The organism is Flavobacterium reichenbachii (genome assembly GCF_002217435.1).
Taxonomy (GTDB): domain Bacteria; phylum Bacteroidota; class Bacteroidia; order Flavobacteriales; family Flavobacteriaceae; genus Flavobacterium; species Flavobacterium reichenbachii.
Genome location: NZ_MUHF01000017.1, coordinates 54,676 through 75,999 on the forward strand (window position 1 = coordinate 54,676; position 21,324 = coordinate 75,999).

A 21,324-nucleotide genomic window follows, 5' to 3' on the forward strand; every position below is an offset into this window, starting at 1 on the left:
TGATTTAAGTTAAGTTTTTTTAAACAGAATTTCTTCTTTACAAGTTTCAAAATAATTATTTCCAAAAAAGAACTTTATTCCTCTGGATATTTACTTTTTACATCCAGGCGATCTTCTACGAGTTAGTTTTAGGGTAAAAGATACTTTTCCGGTAAAAAAAAACTTCACTCCTTGTTTCTTCTAACCCTTTGTTTCTTTGGTAACAAAACTTCTTAATCTTACCTTATTTTATTATTATAAAGACCTATAGAGCTATGCCTGTTTAGAAAATAGACTTAATTTTGCGGATAAATTCTTACTTGTCTCGTTTACGATACAAATTTAAATTTTGAGGCTATGGATGAAAGTAAAACAAAGGTTTACAGATCTTACGATTTAATGATTTTAGATGCCCTGTTTGTAAAGTATGGAGTTTCAAAGTATTATATCCGTAAATGTCTTGCAGGAAATGCAAATGGCACCAAACCAGACAGCATTAGAAAAGATTATCAGCTCTTGGAAAAAGCAGTAAAAGATGCTATTGCAGGTTTTTTGAAATAAGTTCTTTGCATTCATGTAAGAACCTATCTAACTATGATGTACAAACTGTTGAAACAGCCTGTACATTAAATAAACGTAGAATGAATGAATACTAATTATTTAATAAAATGAATGAATACTAATTATTTAATAAAATGAATGAATACTAATTATTTAATAAAATGAAACAAGTTATAAACACTGGAAAAACAATGAAAAAGCTGGTAGTGTTGCTGGCAATATTGGCTGTGAATACTACCGTGCAGGCACAAAAAGAAACAGCCAACTGGGCATTTGGTTATAATGCCGGACTTACGTGGAATACGACACAAAGTTTCGCTTGTACAGGTGCTAACGGTACACCTAATGCTACTTTGACAGGATTACCCACAAATATTCCTGGTATTGCCCTGCAAACTGATGAAGGCTGTTTCTCACTCTCAGATCACAACGGTAATTTGTTGTTTTATTCAGATGGTATGAAGATATGGGACAAAAATAATGCACTAATGCCAAATGGTTCGGGTATGTTAGGACATCCTTCGTCCGCGCAATCTGGTGTCATTCTTCCTTATCCCGGTCAGAAGAATAAATTTATCACAGCCTCAATAGGTGCTACTCAGGCTCCGGTCTACTACTCAGTGATAGATATGACCCTAAACGGAGGATTGGGCGATGTAGATACTTCTCAAAAAAATGTTTCGCTCACTGGAAGTGGGGGATTCACCGGAGAGTCTCTTACCGCCTTCAAACATGCCAATGGAACCGATTATTGGATTATTGCGCCAGGAAAAGGCACTACCACCATCATGAATGCCTGGCTCGTTACTGCAGCAGGAGTACAAAGTACGACTCCTGTAAAAAGCTCATTACCCATTACAACTCCAAATCTTAGCGATCCCGGCGGTTATATGAAAATTTCGCCAGATGGAAAACATTTTGCTTTTGGGGTTGCACCTTCTAGTTCAAGGCTTATTATTGGAGATTTTGATTCTAATACCGGTGTTTTTTCGAATCCTAAAAACGTTTCTGTAAACGCGTACGGGGTAGAGTTTAGTAATTCAGGTAAATATTTATATATAAGTGGCGGTAGTGGTGTAAAAGTATATGATTTCATGGCCCTATTGTCAAATGTTAGTACCGCTGCTAAATCAGTATTATCAACTAGCACTTATGGAGCCCTTCAAATGGGACCCGATGGACGGTTATATATAGTCATCCACAAAACCAAAAATATGGGGATTGTGGATAATCCGGAAGAATATAATGCCTTAAAAGTTTACACTGCTCCAAGTTTTTTAACAGGGGTGGGGCGTCTTGGGCTTCCTACCTTTGCCTCTTCATGGTTTACGCCGCTTCCGGAAGTATGTTATGCTCCTGGTATTTCAACAGGAACATCAGAACCTTCCAAAACAATTATATCTACACTAGACAGGGTAGCTGTACCGCGCAACTATGCTGATTACAGAACAGGAAGCCTGATACTGGAGTCAAACAACAAAGGTTTCGTACTAACCAGAATTGCATCTCCGGAAACAGCTATTGCAAACCCCGTTACAGGAATGCTGGTGTATGATACAACAGTTAATGCACTAAAATTATACAATGGAGCAGAGTGGAAATTATTGGAACAAGCTTGCCCGTATATTGTTAACCAAGAGTAAACTTTAGGTTTTGATATAAAGAATACGGTATAAACAGTCAATAAGTAAGAAAATGAATATGGTTATAGAACTTTTGACCTGGGCTTATAACTATTGAAATAAAGAAAAAATAAAATCATGAAAAAAATAGTATTTATAATCTGTGCAGTTTTTGCAGGATTAGCAGCAAACGCGCAAACCAGCATCGGAAAAGTAGCTCCGGCGGATGGTTCAGGAATTTTAGATTTTAATGCAGGAGGAAAATCCGGTATTGTGCTTCCGTGGGTAAGCACGCTGCCAACAGGAGCGGCACTTGCTGGAGGGGTACTGATTTACGATACCAATTTAAAAAAAGTAATGTATTATAACGGCACAGCCTGGGTGGATCTATCTCTAGCGTCAGGTACTGCAGTAGATTTATCAATTCAAAACGGAGTTCCGGAATCGACTATTAAGGGAGCTGTTATTGGAGCGCAAAGTAGCACCACAGATGGTGTGCTGGTGTTAGAATCATCAAGTATGGCACTAATCTTGCCCAAAGTAGTTTCACCGCACCTTAATATTGTAAAACCATTGGCGGGCACAATTTGTTATGACACCGTTAAAAATTTGGTTTGTGTCTATAACGGAAGTGACTGGACTTTTTGGAAATAGATTTTTTTTAAGGTTTCTAAGGTGCTGAGGTTCTAAGATTCTGAGGTTTTGAGGTTTCTCGATGCTTAGGGACTGAGGTGCTGAGGTCTTTATTATATCTAAAAAAATAAAAAGTTCCACAAAAACGCGAATCCCCAAAGATGTATTTCTTTACGGATTCGCTTTTTTTATATGAGAAGCAGTAATGGTTGGCAATCTACGAAATCTTGGGTTTGAAAAACTTTAGGTTTACTAACTTAAAAAAAAACATTTAAGCAGTTTGCAAAGACTTATTAATATTCTGCTCACAGGTAATTTAATTATATTTTCTGGCAATTTTTAAGATTTTAAAAGAGCATATGAAGTTCGAAAACTTTCCATAGAGGAGTTCAATGTTGTGGGGTAGAATTCTTATCTAACTTTTGAAAAATATTTAACCTTATTGTATTGTTTCAAGGACGTCCAGGGACGGTTGTATTTTAAAAAATACGCCTTATATTTCGTGTAATTTAATCAGATTTATCTTGTTAAAATATAAAATTTAATTGCTTTAATGAAAATAAAGCCAAAGTCTACTGATCTCAAGATTTGATAATTTTAGATGCATTGTTCAAAATATAGTGTTTCAAAATATGGGAATCAAACTACTGCATAACAAAAAGATTATCAAATAGGGATAAAAGCAGTTAACGGAAGTGTTGCAAATCTTTCTGGATAAGAATACAATCTCAAAAAACTATAAAAAAAAACTTTACAAGCTGTTTTAATAGTCTGTGCAATAATAAACGTAGAATGAATAATAATTATTTAATAAAATGGAAAAAGTTTTAAACTCTGGAAAAACAATCAAAAAGCGGGTATTATTGCTAGCTATATTGGTGAATGTTACCTTACACGCACAAAAGGAAGCAAATAACTGGGCATTTGGTTATAATGGCGGGCTTACCTGGAATACAACACGTGATGTTCTCTGTACAGGTCAGAATGGAACTCCGGACGCTACCTTGAAAGGACTTCCAACAAATTTCACAGGAGTTACTATGCAAACTGATGAAGGTTGTTTTTCAATCTCAGATAGTAGTGGTAATTTACAGTTTTACTCTGATGGATCTACTGTCTGGAACAAAAACAATGCAGTTATGGCTAATGGTTCTGGATTGGCTGGAAACTGGTCTTCTGCACAATCGGGTATTATCTTTCCTTATCCGGGACATGCTCATCAATATATAGCGGTCACAATTGGTTTGACAGGAACTTTGCCTGCTTATTCTGTTATTGATATGACACTTAACGGTGGATTGGGCGGTGTAATTCAGAAAAATGCTAGTTTTAGCGGACAATCAGGAACTACTGGAGAATCTCTTACTGCGATAAAACATGCAAATGGAACGGACTATTGGGTTATAGCCCCTGGAAGAGGTACAACTACAATGAATGCATGGCTGGTAACCGCAGCGGGAGTACAAAATACGACTCCGGTAAAGAGTGTATTAGGAATTAATACTGCAGCTTCTGTAAGTTTTGGTGGTTATATGAGAATTTCACCAGACGGTAGTCATTTTGCATGGGGAGTTGCGCCTTCTGAAAATCCTACATTGATATTTGGAGATTTTAATGCAAGTACTGGAGTTTTTTCAAATGTTAAAACAGTTAGTGTACCTGCATACGGAGTTGAATTTAGTAGGTCTGGAAAATATTTATATTTAAATCTGGCCAGTATGAGTTCTAGTATTTATGGTATCACATACGCTATAGATTTTAATGCGCTTTTGCAAGATCCTACCGCTGGCTTTAATGGGAAAAAGCAAATATGCAAGACAAGTAATACAGGAGCCATTCAATTAGCCCCGGATGGTCGTTTGTATATTGCGGATTATATGAAACAAGATTTCTTCATTGTAGATAATCCAGAAGAATTTGATAACTTAAGAGTTTACAAAACTCCTGTTTTCATAACTGGAACCAATCACATTGGTCTTCCTTCATTTTCAGCCTCATGGTTTGTGCCGCTTCCGGAAGTATGTTATGTTCATGGTATTGCAACAGGAACATCAGAACCTTTAAAAACAATAATATCTACACTAGACAGGGTGGCTGTACCGCGCAACTATGCTGATTACAGAACAGGAAGCCTGATACTGGAGTCAAACAATAAAGGTTTCGTGCTAACCAGAATATCATCTCCGGAAACAGCTATTGCAAACCCCGTTACAGGAATGCTGGTGTATGATACAACAGTTAATGCACTAAAATTATACAATGGAACAGGCTGGAAATTATTAGAACAAGCTTGTCCGGATCCTGTTAACCCGCCAAAGTAAACTTTAGGTTTGGTATACAATACTTTATAAGCAGTCGACAGAAGTAATGATAATGAATTTAGTTTTTGACTTTTGACATGGGTTTATAACTATGGCTGGCACAATTTGTTATGACACCGTTAAAAATTTGGTTTGTATCTATAATGGAGCTGACTGGACGTTTTGGAAATAGAGATTTTTTTTTAAGATTCTAAGTTGCTGAGGTTCTAAGATTCTGAGGTTTTGAGTTTTCTCGATGCTTAGGGACTTAGGTGCTGAGGTTTTTATTATATCTAGAAAAATAAAAAGTTCCACAAAAACGCGAATCCGCAAAGAAATACATCTTTGCGGATTCGCTTTTTTTTTAAAATAGGAAAAATTAATTTCTCAGAATCTTAGCTTAATAAAAAACTTATCTTTCATAAAACTCAATCGGCAACAGGTCAGGATCTGCAATAAAAGTAAAACGCTTATCAGTCGTTTCATCAATTCTGATAGGCTCAGATTCAATGTTTTTTGCCTCTAAAAAAGCAATTGTTTCTTCTAAATTTGTCACTTCAAAAGCCAAATGTCGTAAACCAACCGCTTCTGGTCTTGACGGTCGTGTTGGCGGATTTGGAAATGAAAATAACTCCACCACATAATTGCCGTTTAAAGCCAAATCTAATTTATAAGATTGACGTTCTTCGCGATAAATTTCTCTGATTATTGTTAATCCTAAAACCTCTGTATAAAAAGTTTTAGATTTTTGATAATCGGAGCATAAAATGGCAATATGATGAATTTTATTTAAGGTAAGCATTATGTATTCTGTTGAGGTTCCTGATTTAATTTTCTAATAATTTTCGCCGGATTTCCAACGGCTAACGAGTTGTCCGGAATGTCTTTTGTAACGACCGATCCGGCGCCAATAACACAACCTTTACCAATTGTAACGCCAGGACAAATGACAGAGTTTCCGCCAATCCAGCAATCGTCTCCAATGGTAACCGGATAAGCATTCTCCAACGTTTTTCTCAATTCAGCGTCAAGCGGATGAGAAGCAGTATAAATTTGCACATTTGGTGCAATAAAAACATTTGATCCAATATTTACAGGCGCACAGTCCAAAACAACACAATTCACATTAAAATAAACGTTGTCACCGCAAAAAATATTATAACCGTAATCACAATGAAAAGGCGGTTCTATATATAAACCAGCTCCTGCATTCGGAATTAATGTTGCCAAAATTTCTTTTGCTTTTTTGGTAACTCTGTATTCTTTCACATTTAAACTGTGTAAAAGATTTTTTGCTGCTCTTCGGCCTTTTAATAATTCTGGATCAAAAGCATTGTAGTATTCACCAGAGATCATTTTCTCTTTTTCAGTTTTCATAGTATTATTTTCTTCTTAAATAAAATCAGTAAATGCGTGAGTTAATTTTGCCCGGTAATTGAAGTGATTTATTTAGAGCTCGGTTTTTGGTCAATTCAATGCTTTTTATAGAACCTATCGGAGCAATTTTTATAGTTTGACTGCCTTTTGTGACAAAAAAATAATACTCCGTATTGGTATTAATTAAAAAAACATCTTCTGATTCTCCAGTATTGAAATTGAGTTTACAATCGTAATCTAATTCATTATTTTTAATTTTATTCGAAACAGCATAACCGTCAGCAATTCCGAATCCAAGAAAAAAAGAGAAAAAAACAGCAAAAAATGTTTTTATCGAAATAATGATGTAATAGTTTTTTTGTTCTTCCTGAGATATTTTATCTTTTATTTTATCCAATTCGAAAAGTCTTCTAACCCAGTTTTTATGATCATTCTTTTGTAATAAATCGGGTAACTTAAAATGAAGTATTATCATTAAAATGATAGCAGCTAATACTATAGGATGTGAGGTTAGGGTAGCTAGAGGGCTAATTAAAATATCCATAATAGAGGAATATTTTAGAATGTTAATTCCAATTTGATAAAAGAATACACTTTCTCTTATAATTCCTATCATTACAAGAATAACGTAACCCAAAGGAAGCAAATTCCCGATCCTGTCTATATGTTTCATACGCTAATTTCTAATGTAGGATTAAAGCAGTTTCTTCAAAATAACAATTTGTCCTAAATGATAAATATCATGCTGAATAATTCCGTGAATATGTTCATAAAACGTGTGATTGTTTGCTGCGTATACTTTGGCCAAATCAGCATCATCAAAATCTTCAAAAAAGGCATTCCATAATTCTTGTGATTTTGCCAGACTTTGAAGCGATTGTTCCCAAGCAGCTTCTGAGGAATCTAAGACCGGAACAAAGTAATTATGATCTGGAGTAACGACAGTTTCTCCCTGAAGACGTTTTAGAATGTTTCGCCTCCATTGTATAAGATGATTGACAATTTCCCAAATTGTGTTTAAATTCGGATTTACTTTTGTGTAAGCCTGCTTTGCAGTAACATTTTCTAAAGTATGGGCCAAAGTAACCTCCAGCCATGGGTTTCCATTATAAATGGATTGATATAGATTTGAAATTCTGGTACTTTCTGACATATTGTTTAGTTTTAAATGCTGGTAGCTAAGGTAAAAATAAGTAATTTACAACTCATCCACAAAAATCTACAATTCGGTTATTAAATATTTTTTAACTAAAACTGTTAAAATATATTTGTTCTATCAAAAATGCAATCGCATAAAAAAGTGCGGCTGTGACAATAAACCGATAACGTACAAGACCAAACCGAAAATAAAATTTAAACAGTTATGAAATCAAAGTTACTTTTTACCATAATTTTTTTATTTACCACAGCATTTATTTTTGCTCAAAACACCATTTCAGGAAAAGTAGTGGACCAAAAAGGAAAACCAATTCCTGGAGCCAACATCTACATTGACGGAACTTATGATGGAGCAACAAGTTCTGAAAATGGAGATTTTTCTTTTGAAACTACTGCCGTAGGAAATCAGTTTATAGTAGTAAGTTTTTTGATCTATGAAACGTTTAAACAAGAAATTGATGTTGCAAACTATAAGGAACAAACCATTAAACTGAGAGAAAATGTAAATTCTCTGGATGCAGTGGTAATTACAGCCGGAACTTTAGAATCTGGAGACAAGGCCAGAGTTTCTGTTTTAAAACCTTTAGATATTGTTACAACTGCCGGTTCTGCCGGAAATATTATTGCTGCTTTGCAAACTCTGCCTGGTACACAAACTGTTGGAGAAGATGGACGTTTGTTCGTTCGTGGAGGGGAAGCCAGCGAAACACAGACTTTTGTAGATGGTCTCCGCGTTGCACAGCCATACGGAGCAACGACCAATAATTTACCAACAAGAAGCAGGTTTTCTCCATTTTTGTTTAGCGGTATTGCATTTTCGACAGGAGGATATTCTGCAGAATATGGCGAAGCTTTATCAAGTGTTTTACTTTTGAATACGCAGGATGAGCCGGACCAGAATAAAACAGATATTTCCTTAATGACGGTTGGTCTTGGAGTAGGAAATACTCAAAAATGGGAAAAAAGTTCTTTCAGTATTAATACCAATTATATTAATCTAGCTCCTTATCAGGCTGTGGTTCCTCAAAATGTAAAATGGAACAGCCCTTATCAATCTTTGGGAGGTGAAGCAGTTTATCGTTATCATTTTACGAACGGAATTTTAAAATTATACGCAGCCTACGATTCAGAAAAATTCGATTTGGACCAAAAAAACATCAATTTTGAAAATCCTGTAAGAACCGATTTAAACAATAATAACCTGTATGTAAATGCTTCTTACAAAGGAGATTTTGGAACCGGATGGCAGCTTACTTCAGGAATTAGTTACGGTTACAGCAACAACAAAGTAAAATTTGATATTAACAACGTAGACAGTAATGAAAATGCAGCACAGCTGAAATTAAAATTAAGAAAAAACATTTCAAATTACTTTAAAATATCTTTTGGAGGAGATTATTTCATAACCAAATACAATGAGAATTTTGATGATGATATTTCGCCTAAACTAACAAGCGGTTACAATTCTAATATTGCAGCATTTTACACAGAAGGAGATGTTTTATTTTCTAAAAACCTGGCGTTAAAAGTGGGTCTTCGTCTTTCTAACAATAGCTTATTAGACGAAACAAATCTTGCACCAAGAGCTTCTATTGCATATAAAGTTTCTAAAAGAAGTCAGTTTTCTTTTGCTTACGGAGATTTTACACAAACTCCGGTGGTTAATTATATCAAGTTTTCAAAATTTCACCAATTCGAAAGCGAAAAAGCACAACATTTTATCCTAAACTATCAATATACAAAACCGGGACAAACTTTTAGAGCCGAGGCTTATTACAAAGATTACAGCAATTTGGTTCAGTATGACACCAAAGATATTCAGTACAATTCGGTTTTTAATAATAACGGTTCAGGTTATGCAAAAGGATTGGATTTGTTTTGGAGAGACAGCAATTTGTATAAAAATTTAGAATACTGGATTTCATATTCTTATATCGACTCAGAAAGACAGTATAAAAATTTCCCAACAATGGCAACCCCAAGTTTTATTGCCAATCACAGTTTGTCTATTGTAACCAAATATTTTATAACAGATTGGAAATCTCAAATAGGATTTACAAACAGTTATAGTTCTGGGAGACCTTATAATGATCCAAATCAGACGCAGTTTATGAATGGAAAAACTAAAGCTTACAACAGCTTAAGTTTTAACTGGGCATATTTGCTGACCACACAAAAAATCTTGTATTTCTCTGTTTCTAACGTGTTAGGAAGTCAAAATGTTTTTGGATACGATTACGCCAACACTCCAGATGCAAACGGAGTGTATAACAGACAAGCTGTTACACCAACCGCAGATCGATTTTTCTTCGTTGGTTTCTTCTGGACCATCAGCAAAAATAAAAATGATAATCAGTTGAAGAATCTTTAATTGAAGGTTCTGAGGTGCTAAGGTGCTAAGTTTTCTGTGTGTCAATATCTAAGAACCTTAGTACCTCAGAACCTCAGAATCTAAAAAAAAACAATTCAGTAACCAAATTCGACAACTCAGTATTATTTAGTTTTAAAAGAGTAAAATCCAATATATTTTTGAAGTATAATATAAATAAAAACAAATAGAGTTTTAATCATCAATCAAAAAAACTAAAGCTTTAAGAAGCTTAAAATGTAATAACTAACAAATAAAATCAAAGGCCATGACAAAAATGATCACAATAATTACTTTGTTTATCTGCAATTTATTAGCCGCGCAAAATTCAAATCTTACGGTTAAGATTTCAGGTTTAAAAGACAATTCGGGAATTGTTAAAGTGGGATTATACAATTCAGAACAAACTTTTCTAAAAACTACTTACAAAAGCATGATTTCAGAAATTAAAAATAATCAGGCTATAGTAACATTTACAGGCATTCCGGCAGGAGAATATGCGATTTCTACTTTTCATGATGAAAACAATAACGGAATTCTTGATAAAAATATGATGGGAATACCTTCTGAAGATTATGCAGCTTCTAATAATGCAAAAGGATTTATGGGACCGCCTTCGTATAAAGATGCTAAATTTACAGTTGATAAAGATTCAAAAGTTGAAATTACATTCAAATAAAAAATACTATTAAAAAAATAATTAACCATTAAACAGAAATATTAAAATGAAAAAAATCATCACCGCAATCGCATTATTTGTAGTCGTAATAAGTTCAGCCCAAACCCAATTTGAACAAGGAATGGGAAAAGCCTTTGGACTTTGGAAAGAAGGAAAAAACAATGAAGCTTCGGCAATGTTCGAAAGAATTGCTGCAGCTGAAAAAAGCAGCTGGTTTCCAAATTATTATGTTGCTCTTGTAAATACGACAGCTTCTTTTTCTGAAAAAGATAAATCTAAAGTTGATTTATTATTGACAAAAGCACAGGATGCATTAGATACCGAATTAATAAAAGATCAGAACAATGCAGAATTATATGTTTTACAGGCATTAGTTTATACGGCGTGGGTGGTGCAGGATCCGATGACAAACGCAGTTAAATATTCGGGTAAAATAATGGAGAACTATGCAAAAGCAAAAGCAATAGATCCTAACAATCCGAGAGCAGTTTTTGGAGAAGCTGATTATCAGTTAGGAGGAGCAAAATGGACAGGTGTTGACACAAAGCCTCTATGCGCGCAAGTTGAAAAATCGATCGAACTTTTTGCAAGTTTTAAGCCAGCATCGCCTTTTTCACCAAAATGGGGATTAGACAGAGCTTTGGAAGCGCAAAAAAACTGCAAGAAATAATATAAAAAAAATTAAGCTGATTATATGAAAAGTCAAGTGCATATATTTTCTGATTTAAAAAGTGCAACTATCGCCTGTTTCAAGGTTTCTATGGTTTTTGCAATAATATTTTCTGCTTGTCTGGGAGATGATTTGAATTTTAGAAATGTTCTTGTTACTTTTTTTGTAAGCTGCCTTTATTCTTTCGGATTGGGTTTTGGCAACGGATTTATTAATGTACTGCTGGATCGAAAATGGGATTGGCTGGAGCAGACCAATTTGAGAGTTTATTACGGAATTTTGGTGACTATTTTGTACACGGTTCCCGTAGTTTTAGGAATAAATTATTTCATTTTTGTGGTCTTGCAAAATGTGACTTTAGAAGTTTTTTTTGGAGCAAGAATGCTGTGGGTACATCTTTTTTATGTCATTCTTTCTTTGGGAGTTTCGACTTTTATGCAGGCCAGAAGTTTTATGATAAAATGGAAACAGGCATCGAAATTTGAGATCACGCAGCAAAAAATTATTGCAGGAACAGCCAATGCAAAATTCGAAAGTTTAAAAAACCAGATCGACCCGCATTTTCTCTTTAACAGTTTAAACGTTTTAAGTTCTTTGATTGAAGAAAACCCAGATAATGCACAGCGATTTACGACCTCTTTGTCTAAAATTTACCGCTATGTTTTAGAACAGAAAGACAAAGAACTGGTTTCTGTTGATGATGAATTGTCATTTGCAAAAACGTATATGAATCTGCTGAAAATGCGTTTCGAAAACAGCTTGTTTTATGAGATGCCGACAGAAACAATAAATCCAGATGCCAGAGTGGTGCCGTTATCATTACAGCTTTTGCTCGAGAATACAGTAAAACATAATGTGGTAAGCGAACAAAAACCATTGCATATCAGAATTTTTGTTGATGGAGATTATCTAGCCATTCAAAATGATTTTCAGAAAAAAGAAGTTTTGCAGGACAGACAGGGAGTCGGACTTCAAAATATAGTAAATAGATACGGAATTATTACCGATAGAAAAGTACTGATTGAGCAAAATGAAGCACATTTTACGGTTAAGATTCCAATTTTAACGAAACAAATTACAGTTATGGAAAATAGTGCAGAATACAGCGATGAAAACAAAGCCTATTTCAGAGCTAAAAAAAGAGTAGAAGAGCTAAAAGGTTTCTACGGAAACTTAATTTCTTATTGTTGTGTTATTCCTCTTTTAGTTTTTATAAATTTGAGGTATTCTCCTGGATTTGAATGGTTTTGGTTTTCGGCATTAGGCTGGGGATTTGGAGTGACCATGCATGCCTTTAAAGTTTTTGGATACAGTTCAGACTGGGAAGAACGAAAAATCAGAGAAATTCTGGAAAAGGAAAATAAAAAGCAAAATTGGAAATAATGATGGAAAGCAAATTTTAAAATAATACAAAAGAATTTGTGCTTGAAAAATAGCCGTCAGAAAAGTCAAAAGTATATTATAGAAAAAAACTAAAAAACAAAATGGCAGTAATCATGGAAATAAATCATAACGAAGAAGATAAATATTACTTAGCAAAAAAGAAAGTTGAGGATATTAAAGGTTTTTACAGTAACCTTACGGCATACATAGGAGTTAATATAGTTCTTATTTTTATTAATTTGTATACAACTCCACATCATTTATGGTTTTACTGGCCGCTAATCTGGTGGGGTGTAGGAGTTGTTTTTCACGGATTAAAGGTTTTCGAAATATTTCCGGTTTTAGGTAAAGGCTGGGAAGAAAGAAAGATCAGAGAAATCATGGAAAAGGAAAAAAATAATAGAAACAATAAGTGGCAGTAAAAATTTTAAAATAATAAAAAATGGGACGATCTAGAAAACGCATGTACGAAGAATACTCGCAGGAATTTACCTCTGACGAAAGTTTTAATGCAGCTTACAAAAAAGTGCGAAGAATAAAACGTTTTTATTCGCATCTAAAAATTTATATAATTGTTAATTTGATCATTATAGTATCAAGTTTGAATAGAGGTTTTTTTGGAAGAGAAATTACTCACAACGGATTATTAGACTGGGATACTTATTCTACAGCGATTTTTTGGGGAATTGGTTTAGCAATTCACGCAATATCTGTTTTTGGAGGTGATTTGTTTTTTAATAATGAATGGGAACAGAGAAAAATTCAGGAGTATATGAAGAAAGAACAAGGTAATACTAATAAATGGCAGTAACTTTAAACTAAATTTTCATTCTAATCAATGACCACATTAATTATCGAAGACGAAAAGCCGGCAGCAAGATTGTTGCAGCGAAAGCTTGAAAAGCTGAATATTGCAGTAGAAACCATGCTGCATTCTGTAGAAGAATCTATTCACTGGTTTTCTACTAATGAACATCCGGATTTAATTTTTCTGGATATCCAACTATCTGACGGCTTATCGTTTGAAATTTTTGAAAAAATAGATATAAAAAGTGCTATTATTTTTACCACTGCTTATGACGAATATGCCCTAAAAGCATTTAAACTCAATAGTATTGACTATCTTCTAAAACCCATAGACGAAGATGATCTGGATGTTGCCGTTACTAAATTCAAATCCCGCCTGCCAAAACCGCAATCTGAAAACAATAATCTTCAGCTTGATTTTGAGCAGATCAGAAAAATGCTTTCAAATCCCTTTGAGAAGACTTATAAAAAGCGGTTTACAGTAAAAATCGGACAGCATTTGAAAGTAATTACAACAGATGAAATAGAATGTTTTTTTAGTGAGAATAAGGGAACTTATATTCATACTTTCGACAATCGTGACTATCTGATTGATTCGACTTTAGAAATTCTGGAGCAAGAATTAGACAAGAAGGATTTCTTTCGCGTAAGCAGAAAATTTATAGTCCCGCTAAAAGCGATTAAAGAAATTCAGGTTTATACCAATTCCCGTCTAAAAGTGATTCTGCCTTCTTATAAAGAAGATGAGGTTATTGTAAGCCGAGAAAAGGTACAGGATTTTAAAGCCTGGCTGGGGTAAAAAGTTACTTATTTAAGACTATTGAAAGTTTTTTCGTCCTCAAATCGTACTCTGTCAATTACAACAGACTGGCTAAAGTTATCCTGAATATTCGTTTTAAGAAAATATGAGCCGTAACCTTCCTGATACCCAATTTTGATTCCTAATGTCAGAGTATCATTTGAAACTTGCGCGCGATAAATTTCTTCTCCAGAACCATCATCATGAATTAGAGTTGCAATTTTTTGATTAGAATAATTACCATTTTCTTTAGGAGCAGTAATTGTAAAAAACTTATTACTGTTCTGGTTCAGTACCAATAAAATACTAAAATCGTCGCATCCGGTTAGTCCTACATCATCTGAAGCTCCCATTTGGAAGTTTTTAATCGAAAAAATAGAATATTTTTCATTTTTGCTGTTAACAAAATCAAATTTTCCTTGTTCATCTCCTTCATAAACTTGATCTCCAAAAAGCAAATAGTCCTGATTTTTATATTTGATTTTTAAAAAGTTAGATTTTAAGCAGTTATCTTCACTTTTATTAATGTTGTACATTTCTGTACTCTTTTCCAGAATCTGAATTTTTGAAGTTTCTTCAACAGTAAGTTTTCCGGTTTGATTTAATTTTTCATCAAACAAACTGATTTCTCCCTTTAAAAGTATTCCGTCTTTTTCGTATTTTTTAAAACTTATCTTATGTTCAGCTTCTTTGGTTTCAATCTCAGATGGTAAATCTTTATTGGCTGATGCAGCATTATCTGTAGAAGAATCTTTCTTATTCTCACAGGCAATTATTAAAAACAGAAGTAAAATCGAAAGTAATTTTTTCATTCCTATATTTTATTTACTCAATCGGTGTAACGTAAAAGTCATAGCGCTCAAAAGGAAAAAAGCCATAATCTGGTGGATTAATCCTAAAGCAAGAGGTACGCTGTATAATAGTGTAAAAACCCCAAGAAGAAATTGTATAAATACAAAAGCGACCAAAGTTTTGATTCCGTTTGACTGCGTATTAGTAAGCGTATATTTTTTGCTTCTAAAGAAAAGAAAAAGAATAACTGCCACAACAACATAAGCAAAAGTTCTGTGTACAAATTGAACACCGCTCTTGCCTTCGATTAAATTTTTTACCAAAGTAGACTGCTCAATAAAAACCGATTCATGAATAAATTCTCCATCGCTCATCAATGGCCAATGATTGTGAATTAATCCGGCGTTTAAGCCAGCTACAAATCCGCCGTAAATAATCTGAATTAATAATGCAGCCAAAGCATATCTTGCAATTGTGCGGAGCGGTATAATTTTGTTGATATTTCTTTCTGGATAAATTAAATCCAGCGCAACCCAAAGCGTATAGGCAAAAGTAATAAAAGCAAAAGTAAGGTGTAATGAAAGTCTAAAGTGGCTGACATCCGGATTATCAATTAAACCGCTGCGAACCATAAACCATCCAAGAAATCCTTGAAAACCTCCCATTGCCAAAAGAACAATGCATTTTTTGATTGTTGGGCGATCTAGTTTTTTTCTAATTAAAAAATAAACAAAAGGAACAAAGAAAACCAACCCGATGATACGACCAATAAAACGGTGAAACCATTCCCAGAAATAAATAAATTTATAATCTGAAAGTTGAAAATCATTGTGAATGTTGATTTTTTGATACTCAGGAAATTTCTTGTACTGCTCAAAAGCTTCATTCCATTTTGGCTCTGTTAAAGGCGGGAAAGTATCGGTTACCAAATGCCAGTCGGTCATTGATAAACCTGAATTGGTCAAACGTGTAATACCGCCAACAACAACCATTAAAAATAATAAGACACAACCTGATAGTAACCAGATGATTACTGATTTATTCTCTTTTTTCATTCTTTTCCGATTAATTCGATTTCATTTTTTGTTTTGGAAATTCTTTTCAAATAGAATTTCGCGAAATAAATATTTAAAACACTATTTAGAAGAAGTACAATTGAAACGGTTATTGTTCTAGCCTTATTAGCTTCGTATTCATTTTTATTATTAGTATTAAGTTCGAAATAGTATTTAAGAAAATATTCTTTGAGATAGTAAAAAAATACAAAAACTAATATTAGTGAACTAATAGAAATTACAAGATAAATAGCTTTGTATTTAAAATAGCTTAAATCAGTTAATTTTAATTTTCTCTGAAAGAGATAATTCGGTAATATTATCATTAATAGCAATAATATAAAAAAAATAAATCCTAAAGAGTCCATTACTTTTTCAGCGTTAAATTTAATTTTGCAGCTCTTTTAATCACAAAATCATAAGCGGCCTGATATTCATTCGGAATATCACCTTCTAAAATGGCTTCTTTCACAGCTTCCTTCAAAACCCCAATTTCACGCGAAGGTTTCAGATCGAACATTTCCATAATTTCCTCGCCGGTAATTGGCGGCTGAAAATTACGAACATGATCGCGTTCTTCTACTTCAACAATTTTATTGCGAACAATTTCAAAATTCTTATGATACTTCTTGAATTTTGACGGATTTTTGGTTGTGATATCAGCTTCACATAAAGTCATTAAATTTTCGACATCTTCACCAGCATCAAAAACCAAACGCCGAACTGCGCTGTCTGTTACAATATCTTCGGCCAAAACAATTGGACGTGAACTCATAATAACCATTTTTTGCACAAATTTCATTTTGTGGTTTAACGGCATATGCAGACGCTCAAAGATTTTCTTTACCATTTTTCCGCCCAGAAATTCGTGTCCGTGAAAAGTCCAGCCTTGTTTTTTGTTAAATCGTTTTGTTGGCGCTTTTCCAATATCATGCAGTAAAGCCGACCAGCGCAGCCAGACATCATCAGTGTTCGGGCAGATATTATCTACAACTTCCAATGTGTGGTAAAAGTTGTTTTTATGCGTATGACCTTCAATTTCTTCTACCTGATTCAACGCTGTTAATTCGGGTAAGATAATATCCAGAACTCCGGTTTTATATAAAAGTAAAAATCCTGTTGAAGGTTTAGGGGTAGAAAGTATTTTGTTTAATTCGTCTACAATTCTTTCACCAGAAATAATCTTGATACGATCTGCATTTTTTGTGATCGCATTCAGCGAATTTTCTTCGATTTCAAAATTTAATTGTGTTGCAAAACGGATCGCACGAAGCATTCGCAGCGGATCATCTGAGTAGGTAATATCAGGATTTAGAGGTGTTTTGATTGTTTTATTCTCTAAATCGGCTAAACCATTAAAAGGATCAGAAAGATCACCAAATGTTTTTTCGTTTAATGAAAGTGCCAAAGCATTAATCGTGAAATCACGACGGTTCTGGTCGTCTTCCAGAGTTCCGTTTTCTACAATCGGATTTCGGCTTTCAAAATTATATGATTCTTTTCGCGCACCTACAAATTCAATATCAGTATCTTCAAAACGCAGCATGGCAGTTCCGTAAGTTTTAAAAACCTGAACTTTAGGTTTATTCGGAAGCAGTTCAGAAACTTTTAGCGCCAGTTCTATGCCGCTTCCAACTGCAACAACATCTATGTCTTTTTTGGAGCCGCGTTTTAAAAGCAAATCACGAACAAAACCGCCAATAACATAGCTGTCAACGTTTAATTCCTGAGAAGCTTTCGAAATGATATCGAAGATTTTATTTTGTAAAGCAGTTTTGTAATTTGTTTGTATAGCCACGAATTCAATGATTTTTATAAAATAATACGTTTGTATTCAAGTGAGACAGAATTAAAATTTGCTAAAATTGCTAAATGCGTTTTAGAAACTTTTAGATAATTTAGACATTGTGAAATATGTTTAGGATGTAAAAAATCACTTGATTTTATTTCAAGTATAATTTTATCAAACAAAACAAAATCAGCATAAAATCGGTGATTTAATATTATGTCTTTATAGTTTACCAAATATTCTTTTTCTCTTTCAAATGGAATATTTGCTTTCTTAAATTCGTATTCTAAAGCGTCTTTATATACAATTTCAGAAAAGCGTCCACCTAAATTTCTATGAACATCAAATAAAATTCCCATTATCTGATAACTTTCCAGCTGATACAATATTTTTGTCATATTTAAATTTTCGCCACGAATTCACGAATTTTTTTTAATTAATTTTTAAAAAGTTAATTCGTGAATTCGTGGCCATTACTTAGAATATAACTTTCAATTTTATATTGAAATGTTATTTGGAATTTTATGGTTGCAAATTTACAACATAGAAAATGCCTTTTATAATCTATGGCTGAATTTTTTGAGTAAATTCACGATTTTTCAAGTGAAAATTACTGAAATAGAAAATTGTACGGATGAATTACACGAATTAATACAAATTTATGCGCATAGATTAGAAGAATAATTCGTGAATTCGTGGCTAAAAAACTATACTGCAATAAAACAAATCAATTGCAATACCATATTTTTAAAAATTCAATTTGTATTTTTGAATGATATAAAAATGCACAAATGAAAATTGTTATCTCTCCGGCGAAGTCATTAAATTTCGAAAAAGAATTACCAACTAAAAAATATACAGAACCATCTTTTTTAAAAGAAGCGCGTCAGGTTCATAAAGTTTTAAAACCTAAAAAACCAGCAGATCTGGCAGAATTAATGTCTATTTCAGAGAAATTAGCCGACTTAAACTGGCAGCGTAATCAAGATTGGAAAACGCCTTTTACTCCAGAAAATGCGCGCCCGGCAGTTTATACTTTTGATGGCGATGTTTATACAGGTTTAGACGCCTATACAATTCCGCTTGAAAAATTAGATACCTTGCAGGATAAACTAAGAATTTTATCCGGACTTTACGGAGTTCTTAAACCGCTTGATTTAATGCAGGCCTACCGTTTGGAAATGGGAACAAAACTACCAATTGAAGAGCATAAAAACTTACATGATTTCTGGAAATCTCCAGTTACAAAAGCATTGAATAAAGAATTGAAAAAAGACGAGTTGTTTGTAAATCTTGCCAGTAACGAATATTTTTCTGCTGTTGACGTAAAGGCTTTAAAAGTTCCCGTAATTACTCCTGATTTTAAAGATTACAAAGACGGAAAACTTAAAATAATAAGCTTTTTTGCAAAAAAAGCGAGAGGCATGATGGTGCGCTATATTATAGATACTAATGCAGAAACAATTGACGATCTAAAAGGATTTAATTATGAAGGATATCAGTTTGATGCGAATCTTTCTAAGGATAATCATTTAGTTTTTACAAGATAGTTTTTTTGAAGGTTCTGAGGAGCTGAGGTTCTAAGTTACTAAGGTTTTTTTTACTTGTGTATAATTACTCTTTTTAAGCGCAAAGATTAAAAACATGAAACATGAAACTTTAAACCTGAAACCTGAAACCAAAACCTGAACCCCGAATATCAATAAAAAAGCCGAGTCACAGGAAATTGACTCGGCTTTTTAGTATTATAAATAATTATTAAATATTAATGCATTGCATCAGCAGGATTAATTTTATTCTTCCCTTTCTTAATGAAAAGGATAATCGGTATACAGCATAAAAACATAATTCCTAAATACATAAAAATATCCATGTATGACATTACGGTACTTTGTTTTAGAACTGCGTAATCAATTGCCTGATATGCTTTTTTAAGCGCAACATCTGCACTATATCCTTTTGCCATAAAAGCTTGCTGCATTCCTGCAATACGCTGCTGTACTTCATGTTTGGCAGGATCTAGATTATTAATTAAATTGACTCTGTGTTCCTGGCTGAATCGGGTTATAAAAGTGGTAATAATCGCAATACCAAATGATCCTCCAAGCTGACGCATCATTCCGGTAAAAGCAGCTCCCTCACCAATTTGTTTTCCTTTTAATGTTGAAAGCGAAAGCGTAGTGATAGGAACAAAAAGTAATCCTAAACCAATTCCTCTCAAAATTAACGGCCAATACATATGTTCTACTCCAGTATCTGGTGTCATGCGGGTCTGCATCATGAAAGTAAAGAAGAAGAAGACTAAAAATCCAACTCCAACCATATATCCCTGCGGAACACCTTTCTGAATCATATTACCTACAAAAGGCATCATGATGGCAGTGGTAATCGAACCCGGAATCAATAATAATCCGGCATCAGTTGCTGTCCATCCTAAAATAGACTGTGTATAAATGGGGATAATTAACGTTGATCCATACAAACCGAAACCCAGAATAAAACACATTACAGTTCCAATTCTTAAATTTCCGTCTTTTAGCACGCTTAAGTTTACAATTGGATGTTCATATGTAAGTTCTCTCCAAATAAAAAGAACTAATCCAAAAACAGTTACAACACTTAAAGCAACAATAAGTGAATCGTTAAACCAATCATCCTGCTGTCCATGTTCTAAGACAAATTGTAAGGAACCAATGAAAGCAGTTAATAAAATAATTCCCCACCAGTCAACCTGATTAGCCTTTAATTTTTCTCCATATTTAGGACTTCTCACAAAAGAAACAGCCAAAATAGTTGCAATAATTCCTAACGGAATATTAATGTAAAAAATATAAGGCCAAGAATAATGATCTACCAAATAACCTCCCAAAGGCGGTCCTAATGTTGGTCCTACAATTACACCCATTCCGTAAATAGCCTGCGCCATTCCGCGCTTTGCTACAGGATAACTCTCGGTAATAATGGTTTGCGCGGTTACAAGAAGGGCACCTCCGCCCATTCCCTGTACAAACCTAAATGCAACCAATTCCCATATATTACTGGCATTTCCACATAAAAAAGAGCAGACGGTAAATATAATGATAGAGGCCACAAAATAATTACGTCTCCCAAATTGCTGTGATAACCAGCTCGTCATCGGGATTACTATAACATTTGCAATTGCATATGCTGTAATCACCCAAGCCACATCAGTCAAAGTAGCACCAAGGCTGCCTCGCATGTCTGTCAGCGCTACGTTTACAATCGTCGTATCAACAATTTCCAGCAAAGCACAAAGTACTGCTGTGATCGTGATAATAACACGTCTGTAACCGTATTCTACTAAATCGTCCTCTCCTTGTACTGTTGTCAT

21 protein-coding genes are annotated in these 21,324 nt (G+C 33.9%); 12 read left to right on the plus strand and 9 right to left on the minus strand.

The window, feature by feature from the left end:
• Positions 1–336 precede the first annotated feature (336 nt).
• The 4 genes from B0A68_RS13840 to B0A68_RS13855 all read left to right on the plus strand — a co-directional run bounded on the left by B0A68_RS13840 (position 337) and on the right by B0A68_RS13855 (position 5,116).
• Positions 337–540 carry a hypothetical protein gene (locus tag B0A68_RS13840; RefSeq protein ID WP_035680317.1) on the plus strand — a complete coding sequence of 68 codons (204 nt, stop codon included), beginning with the start codon at positions 337–339 and terminating at the stop codon, positions 538–540.
• Positions 541–1,169: 629 nt separating this feature from the next.
• Positions 1,170–2,183: a hypothetical protein gene (locus B0A68_RS13845; protein WP_123947513.1), complete on the plus strand. Its 1,014-nt coding sequence runs from the start codon at positions 1,170–1,172 to the stop codon at positions 2,181–2,183.
• A gap of 117 nt (positions 2,184–2,300) precedes the next feature.
• Positions 2,301–2,816 (plus strand): hypothetical protein, encoded by a 516-nt coding sequence (locus B0A68_RS13850; RefSeq protein WP_035680311.1) that lies wholly within the window; start codon positions 2,301–2,303, stop codon positions 2,814–2,816.
• A gap of 794 nt (positions 2,817–3,610) precedes the next feature.
• Positions 3,611–5,116 carry a hypothetical protein gene (locus B0A68_RS13855; RefSeq protein WP_035680309.1) on the plus strand — a complete coding sequence of 502 codons (1,506 nt, stop codon included), beginning with the start codon at positions 3,611–3,613 and terminating at the stop codon, positions 5,114–5,116.
• 391 nt (positions 5,117–5,507) lie between these two features.
• On the opposite strand, the gene gloA2 is transcribed toward B0A68_RS13855, so the two are convergent.
• The 4 genes from gloA2 to B0A68_RS13875 are packed head-to-tail and all read right to left on the minus strand — an operon-like array spanning position 5,508 to position 7,625.
• Entirely contained in the window at positions 5,508–5,897 is a 390-nt protein-coding gene (gloA2, locus tag B0A68_RS13860; RefSeq protein WP_035680308.1) for an SMU1112c/YaeR family gloxylase I-like metalloprotein, read from the minus strand.
• A complete protein-coding gene (locus B0A68_RS13865; protein WP_035680307.1) occupies positions 5,897–6,472 on the minus strand; it encodes a sugar O-acetyltransferase in 576 nt (191 codons plus the stop codon). Before B0A68_RS13865 ends, gloA2 begins: the two co-directional genes overlap by 1 nt.
• 25 nt (positions 6,473–6,497) lie before the next feature.
• On the minus strand, positions 6,498–7,145 hold the full coding sequence (locus tag B0A68_RS13870; protein WP_035680304.1) for a hypothetical protein: 648 nt from the start codon (positions 7,143–7,145) through the stop codon (positions 6,498–6,500).
• Positions 7,146–7,166: 21 nt separating this feature from the next.
• Positions 7,167–7,625 carry a DinB family protein gene (locus B0A68_RS13875; RefSeq protein ID WP_035680300.1) on the minus strand — a complete coding sequence of 153 codons (459 nt, stop codon included), beginning with the start codon at positions 7,623–7,625 and terminating at the stop codon, positions 7,167–7,169.
• 210 nt (positions 7,626–7,835) lie between these two features.
• Here B0A68_RS13875 and B0A68_RS13880 point away from each other — a divergent pair, with 210 nt between their 5' ends.
• From B0A68_RS13880 to B0A68_RS13910, 7 genes are all read left to right on the plus strand, one after another.
• The gene (locus tag B0A68_RS13880; protein ID WP_035680296.1) at positions 7,836–10,001 is read left to right on the plus strand and encodes a TonB-dependent receptor; all 2,166 of its coding nucleotides are present in this window, start codon (positions 7,836–7,838) and stop codon (positions 9,999–10,001) included.
• A gap of 265 nt (positions 10,002–10,266) precedes the next feature.
• Entirely contained in the window at positions 10,267–10,677 is a 411-nt protein-coding gene (locus B0A68_RS13885) for a DUF2141 domain-containing protein (RefSeq protein WP_084678962.1), read from the plus strand.
• Positions 10,678–10,723: 46 nt separating this feature from the next.
• Positions 10,724–11,347, plus strand: coding sequence for a hypothetical protein (locus B0A68_RS13890; RefSeq protein ID WP_035680294.1), 624 nt, complete (start codon positions 10,724–10,726; stop codon positions 11,345–11,347).
• Between the two features lie 24 nt (positions 11,348–11,371).
• The gene (locus B0A68_RS13895) at positions 11,372–12,730 is read left to right on the plus strand and encodes a 2TM domain-containing protein (protein ID WP_051892421.1); all 1,359 of its coding nucleotides are present in this window, start codon (positions 11,372–11,374) and stop codon (positions 12,728–12,730) included.
• Positions 12,731–12,843: 113 nt separating this feature from the next.
• Positions 12,844–13,152, plus strand: coding sequence for a 2TM domain-containing protein (locus B0A68_RS13900; protein WP_035687636.1), 309 nt, complete (start codon positions 12,844–12,846; stop codon positions 13,150–13,152).
• A gap of 20 nt (positions 13,153–13,172) precedes the next feature.
• Positions 13,173–13,541, plus strand: coding sequence for a 2TM domain-containing protein (locus tag B0A68_RS13905; protein WP_035680291.1), 369 nt, complete (start codon positions 13,173–13,175; stop codon positions 13,539–13,541).
• Positions 13,542–13,568: 27 nt separating this feature from the next.
• Entirely contained in the window at positions 13,569–14,336 is a 768-nt protein-coding gene (locus B0A68_RS13910; RefSeq protein WP_035680289.1) for a LytR/AlgR family response regulator transcription factor, read from the plus strand.
• Positions 14,337–14,344: 8 nt separating this feature from the next.
• Here the strand turns inward: B0A68_RS13910 and B0A68_RS13915 are convergent, their stop codons facing one another.
• From B0A68_RS13915 to B0A68_RS13935, 4 genes are all read right to left on the minus strand, one after another.
• A complete protein-coding gene (locus B0A68_RS13915) occupies positions 14,345–15,148 on the minus strand; it encodes a hypothetical protein (protein ID WP_035680286.1) in 804 nt (267 codons plus the stop codon).
• Positions 15,149–15,157: 9 nt separating this feature from the next.
• Positions 15,158–16,183 carry a COX15/CtaA family protein gene (locus B0A68_RS13920; RefSeq protein ID WP_035680283.1) on the minus strand — a complete coding sequence of 342 codons (1,026 nt, stop codon included), beginning with the start codon at positions 16,181–16,183 and terminating at the stop codon, positions 15,158–15,160.
• A 367-nt stretch (positions 16,184–16,550) separates the two neighbouring features.
• A complete protein-coding gene (locus B0A68_RS13930; RefSeq protein WP_035680277.1) occupies positions 16,551–17,981 on the minus strand; it encodes a CCA tRNA nucleotidyltransferase in 1,431 nt (476 codons plus the stop codon).
• Between the two features lie 14 nt (positions 17,982–17,995).
• A complete protein-coding gene (locus tag B0A68_RS13935) occupies positions 17,996–18,370 on the minus strand; it encodes a GxxExxY protein (protein WP_035680275.1) in 375 nt (124 codons plus the stop codon).
• 393 nt (positions 18,371–18,763) lie between these two features.
• Between B0A68_RS13935 and yaaA the strand changes: the two genes are divergently transcribed.
• Positions 18,764–19,522, plus strand: coding sequence for a peroxide stress protein YaaA (gene yaaA / locus B0A68_RS13940; RefSeq protein ID WP_035680272.1), 759 nt, complete (start codon positions 18,764–18,766; stop codon positions 19,520–19,522).
• 215 nt (positions 19,523–19,737) lie between these two features.
• On the opposite strand, the gene B0A68_RS13945 is transcribed toward yaaA, so the two are convergent.
• Positions 19,738–21,324 (minus strand): DHA2 family efflux MFS transporter permease subunit, encoded by a 1,587-nt coding sequence (locus B0A68_RS13945; protein ID WP_035680269.1) that lies wholly within the window; start codon positions 21,322–21,324, stop codon positions 19,738–19,740.

Bases quoted from the DNA above. Each gene is read 5' to 3' on its own strand.
- B0A68_RS13840 (WP_035680317.1), top strand. From the start codon at position 337: ATGGATGAAAGTAAAACAAAGGTTTACAGATCTTACGATTTAATGATT.
- B0A68_RS13845 (WP_123947513.1), top strand. From the start codon at position 1,170: ATGACCCTAAACGGAGGATTGGGCGATGTAGATACTTCTCAAAAAAAT.
- B0A68_RS13850 (WP_035680311.1), top strand. From the start codon at position 2,301: ATGAAAAAAATAGTATTTATAATCTGTGCAGTTTTTGCAGGATTAGCA.
- B0A68_RS13855 (WP_035680309.1), top strand. From the start codon at position 3,611: ATGGAAAAAGTTTTAAACTCTGGAAAAACAATCAAAAAGCGGGTATTA.
- gloA2 (WP_035680308.1), bottom strand. From the start codon at position 5,897: ATGCTTACCTTAAATAAAATTCATCATATTGCCATTTTATGCTCCGAT.
- B0A68_RS13865 (WP_035680307.1), bottom strand. From the start codon at position 6,472: ATGAAAACTGAAAAAGAGAAAATGATCTCTGGTGAATACTACAATGCT.
- B0A68_RS13870 (WP_035680304.1), bottom strand. From the start codon at position 7,145: ATGAAACATATAGACAGGATCGGGAATTTGCTTCCTTTGGGTTACGTT.
- B0A68_RS13875 (WP_035680300.1), bottom strand. From the start codon at position 7,625: ATGTCAGAAAGTACCAGAATTTCAAATCTATATCAATCCATTTATAAT.
- B0A68_RS13880 (WP_035680296.1), top strand. From the start codon at position 7,836: ATGAAATCAAAGTTACTTTTTACCATAATTTTTTTATTTACCACAGCA.
- B0A68_RS13885 (WP_084678962.1), top strand. From the start codon at position 10,267: ATGACAAAAATGATCACAATAATTACTTTGTTTATCTGCAATTTATTA.
- B0A68_RS13890 (WP_035680294.1), top strand. From the start codon at position 10,724: ATGAAAAAAATCATCACCGCAATCGCATTATTTGTAGTCGTAATAAGT.
- B0A68_RS13895 (WP_051892421.1), top strand. From the start codon at position 11,372: ATGAAAAGTCAAGTGCATATATTTTCTGATTTAAAAAGTGCAACTATC.
- B0A68_RS13900 (WP_035687636.1), top strand. From the start codon at position 12,844: ATGGAAATAAATCATAACGAAGAAGATAAATATTACTTAGCAAAAAAG.
- B0A68_RS13905 (WP_035680291.1), top strand. From the start codon at position 13,173: ATGGGACGATCTAGAAAACGCATGTACGAAGAATACTCGCAGGAATTT.
- B0A68_RS13910 (WP_035680289.1), top strand. From the start codon at position 13,569: ATGACCACATTAATTATCGAAGACGAAAAGCCGGCAGCAAGATTGTTG.
- B0A68_RS13915 (WP_035680286.1), bottom strand. From the start codon at position 15,148: ATGAAAAAATTACTTTCGATTTTACTTCTGTTTTTAATAATTGCCTGT.
- B0A68_RS13920 (WP_035680283.1), bottom strand. From the start codon at position 16,183: ATGAAAAAAGAGAATAAATCAGTAATCATCTGGTTACTATCAGGTTGT.
- B0A68_RS13935 (WP_035680275.1), bottom strand. From the start codon at position 18,370: ATGACAAAAATATTGTATCAGCTGGAAAGTTATCAGATAATGGGAATT.
- yaaA (WP_035680272.1), top strand. From the start codon at position 18,764: ATGAAAATTGTTATCTCTCCGGCGAAGTCATTAAATTTCGAAAAAGAA.
- B0A68_RS13945 (WP_035680269.1), bottom strand. From the start codon at position 21,324: ATGACAACAGTACAAGGAGAGGACGATTTAGTAGAATACGGTTACAGA.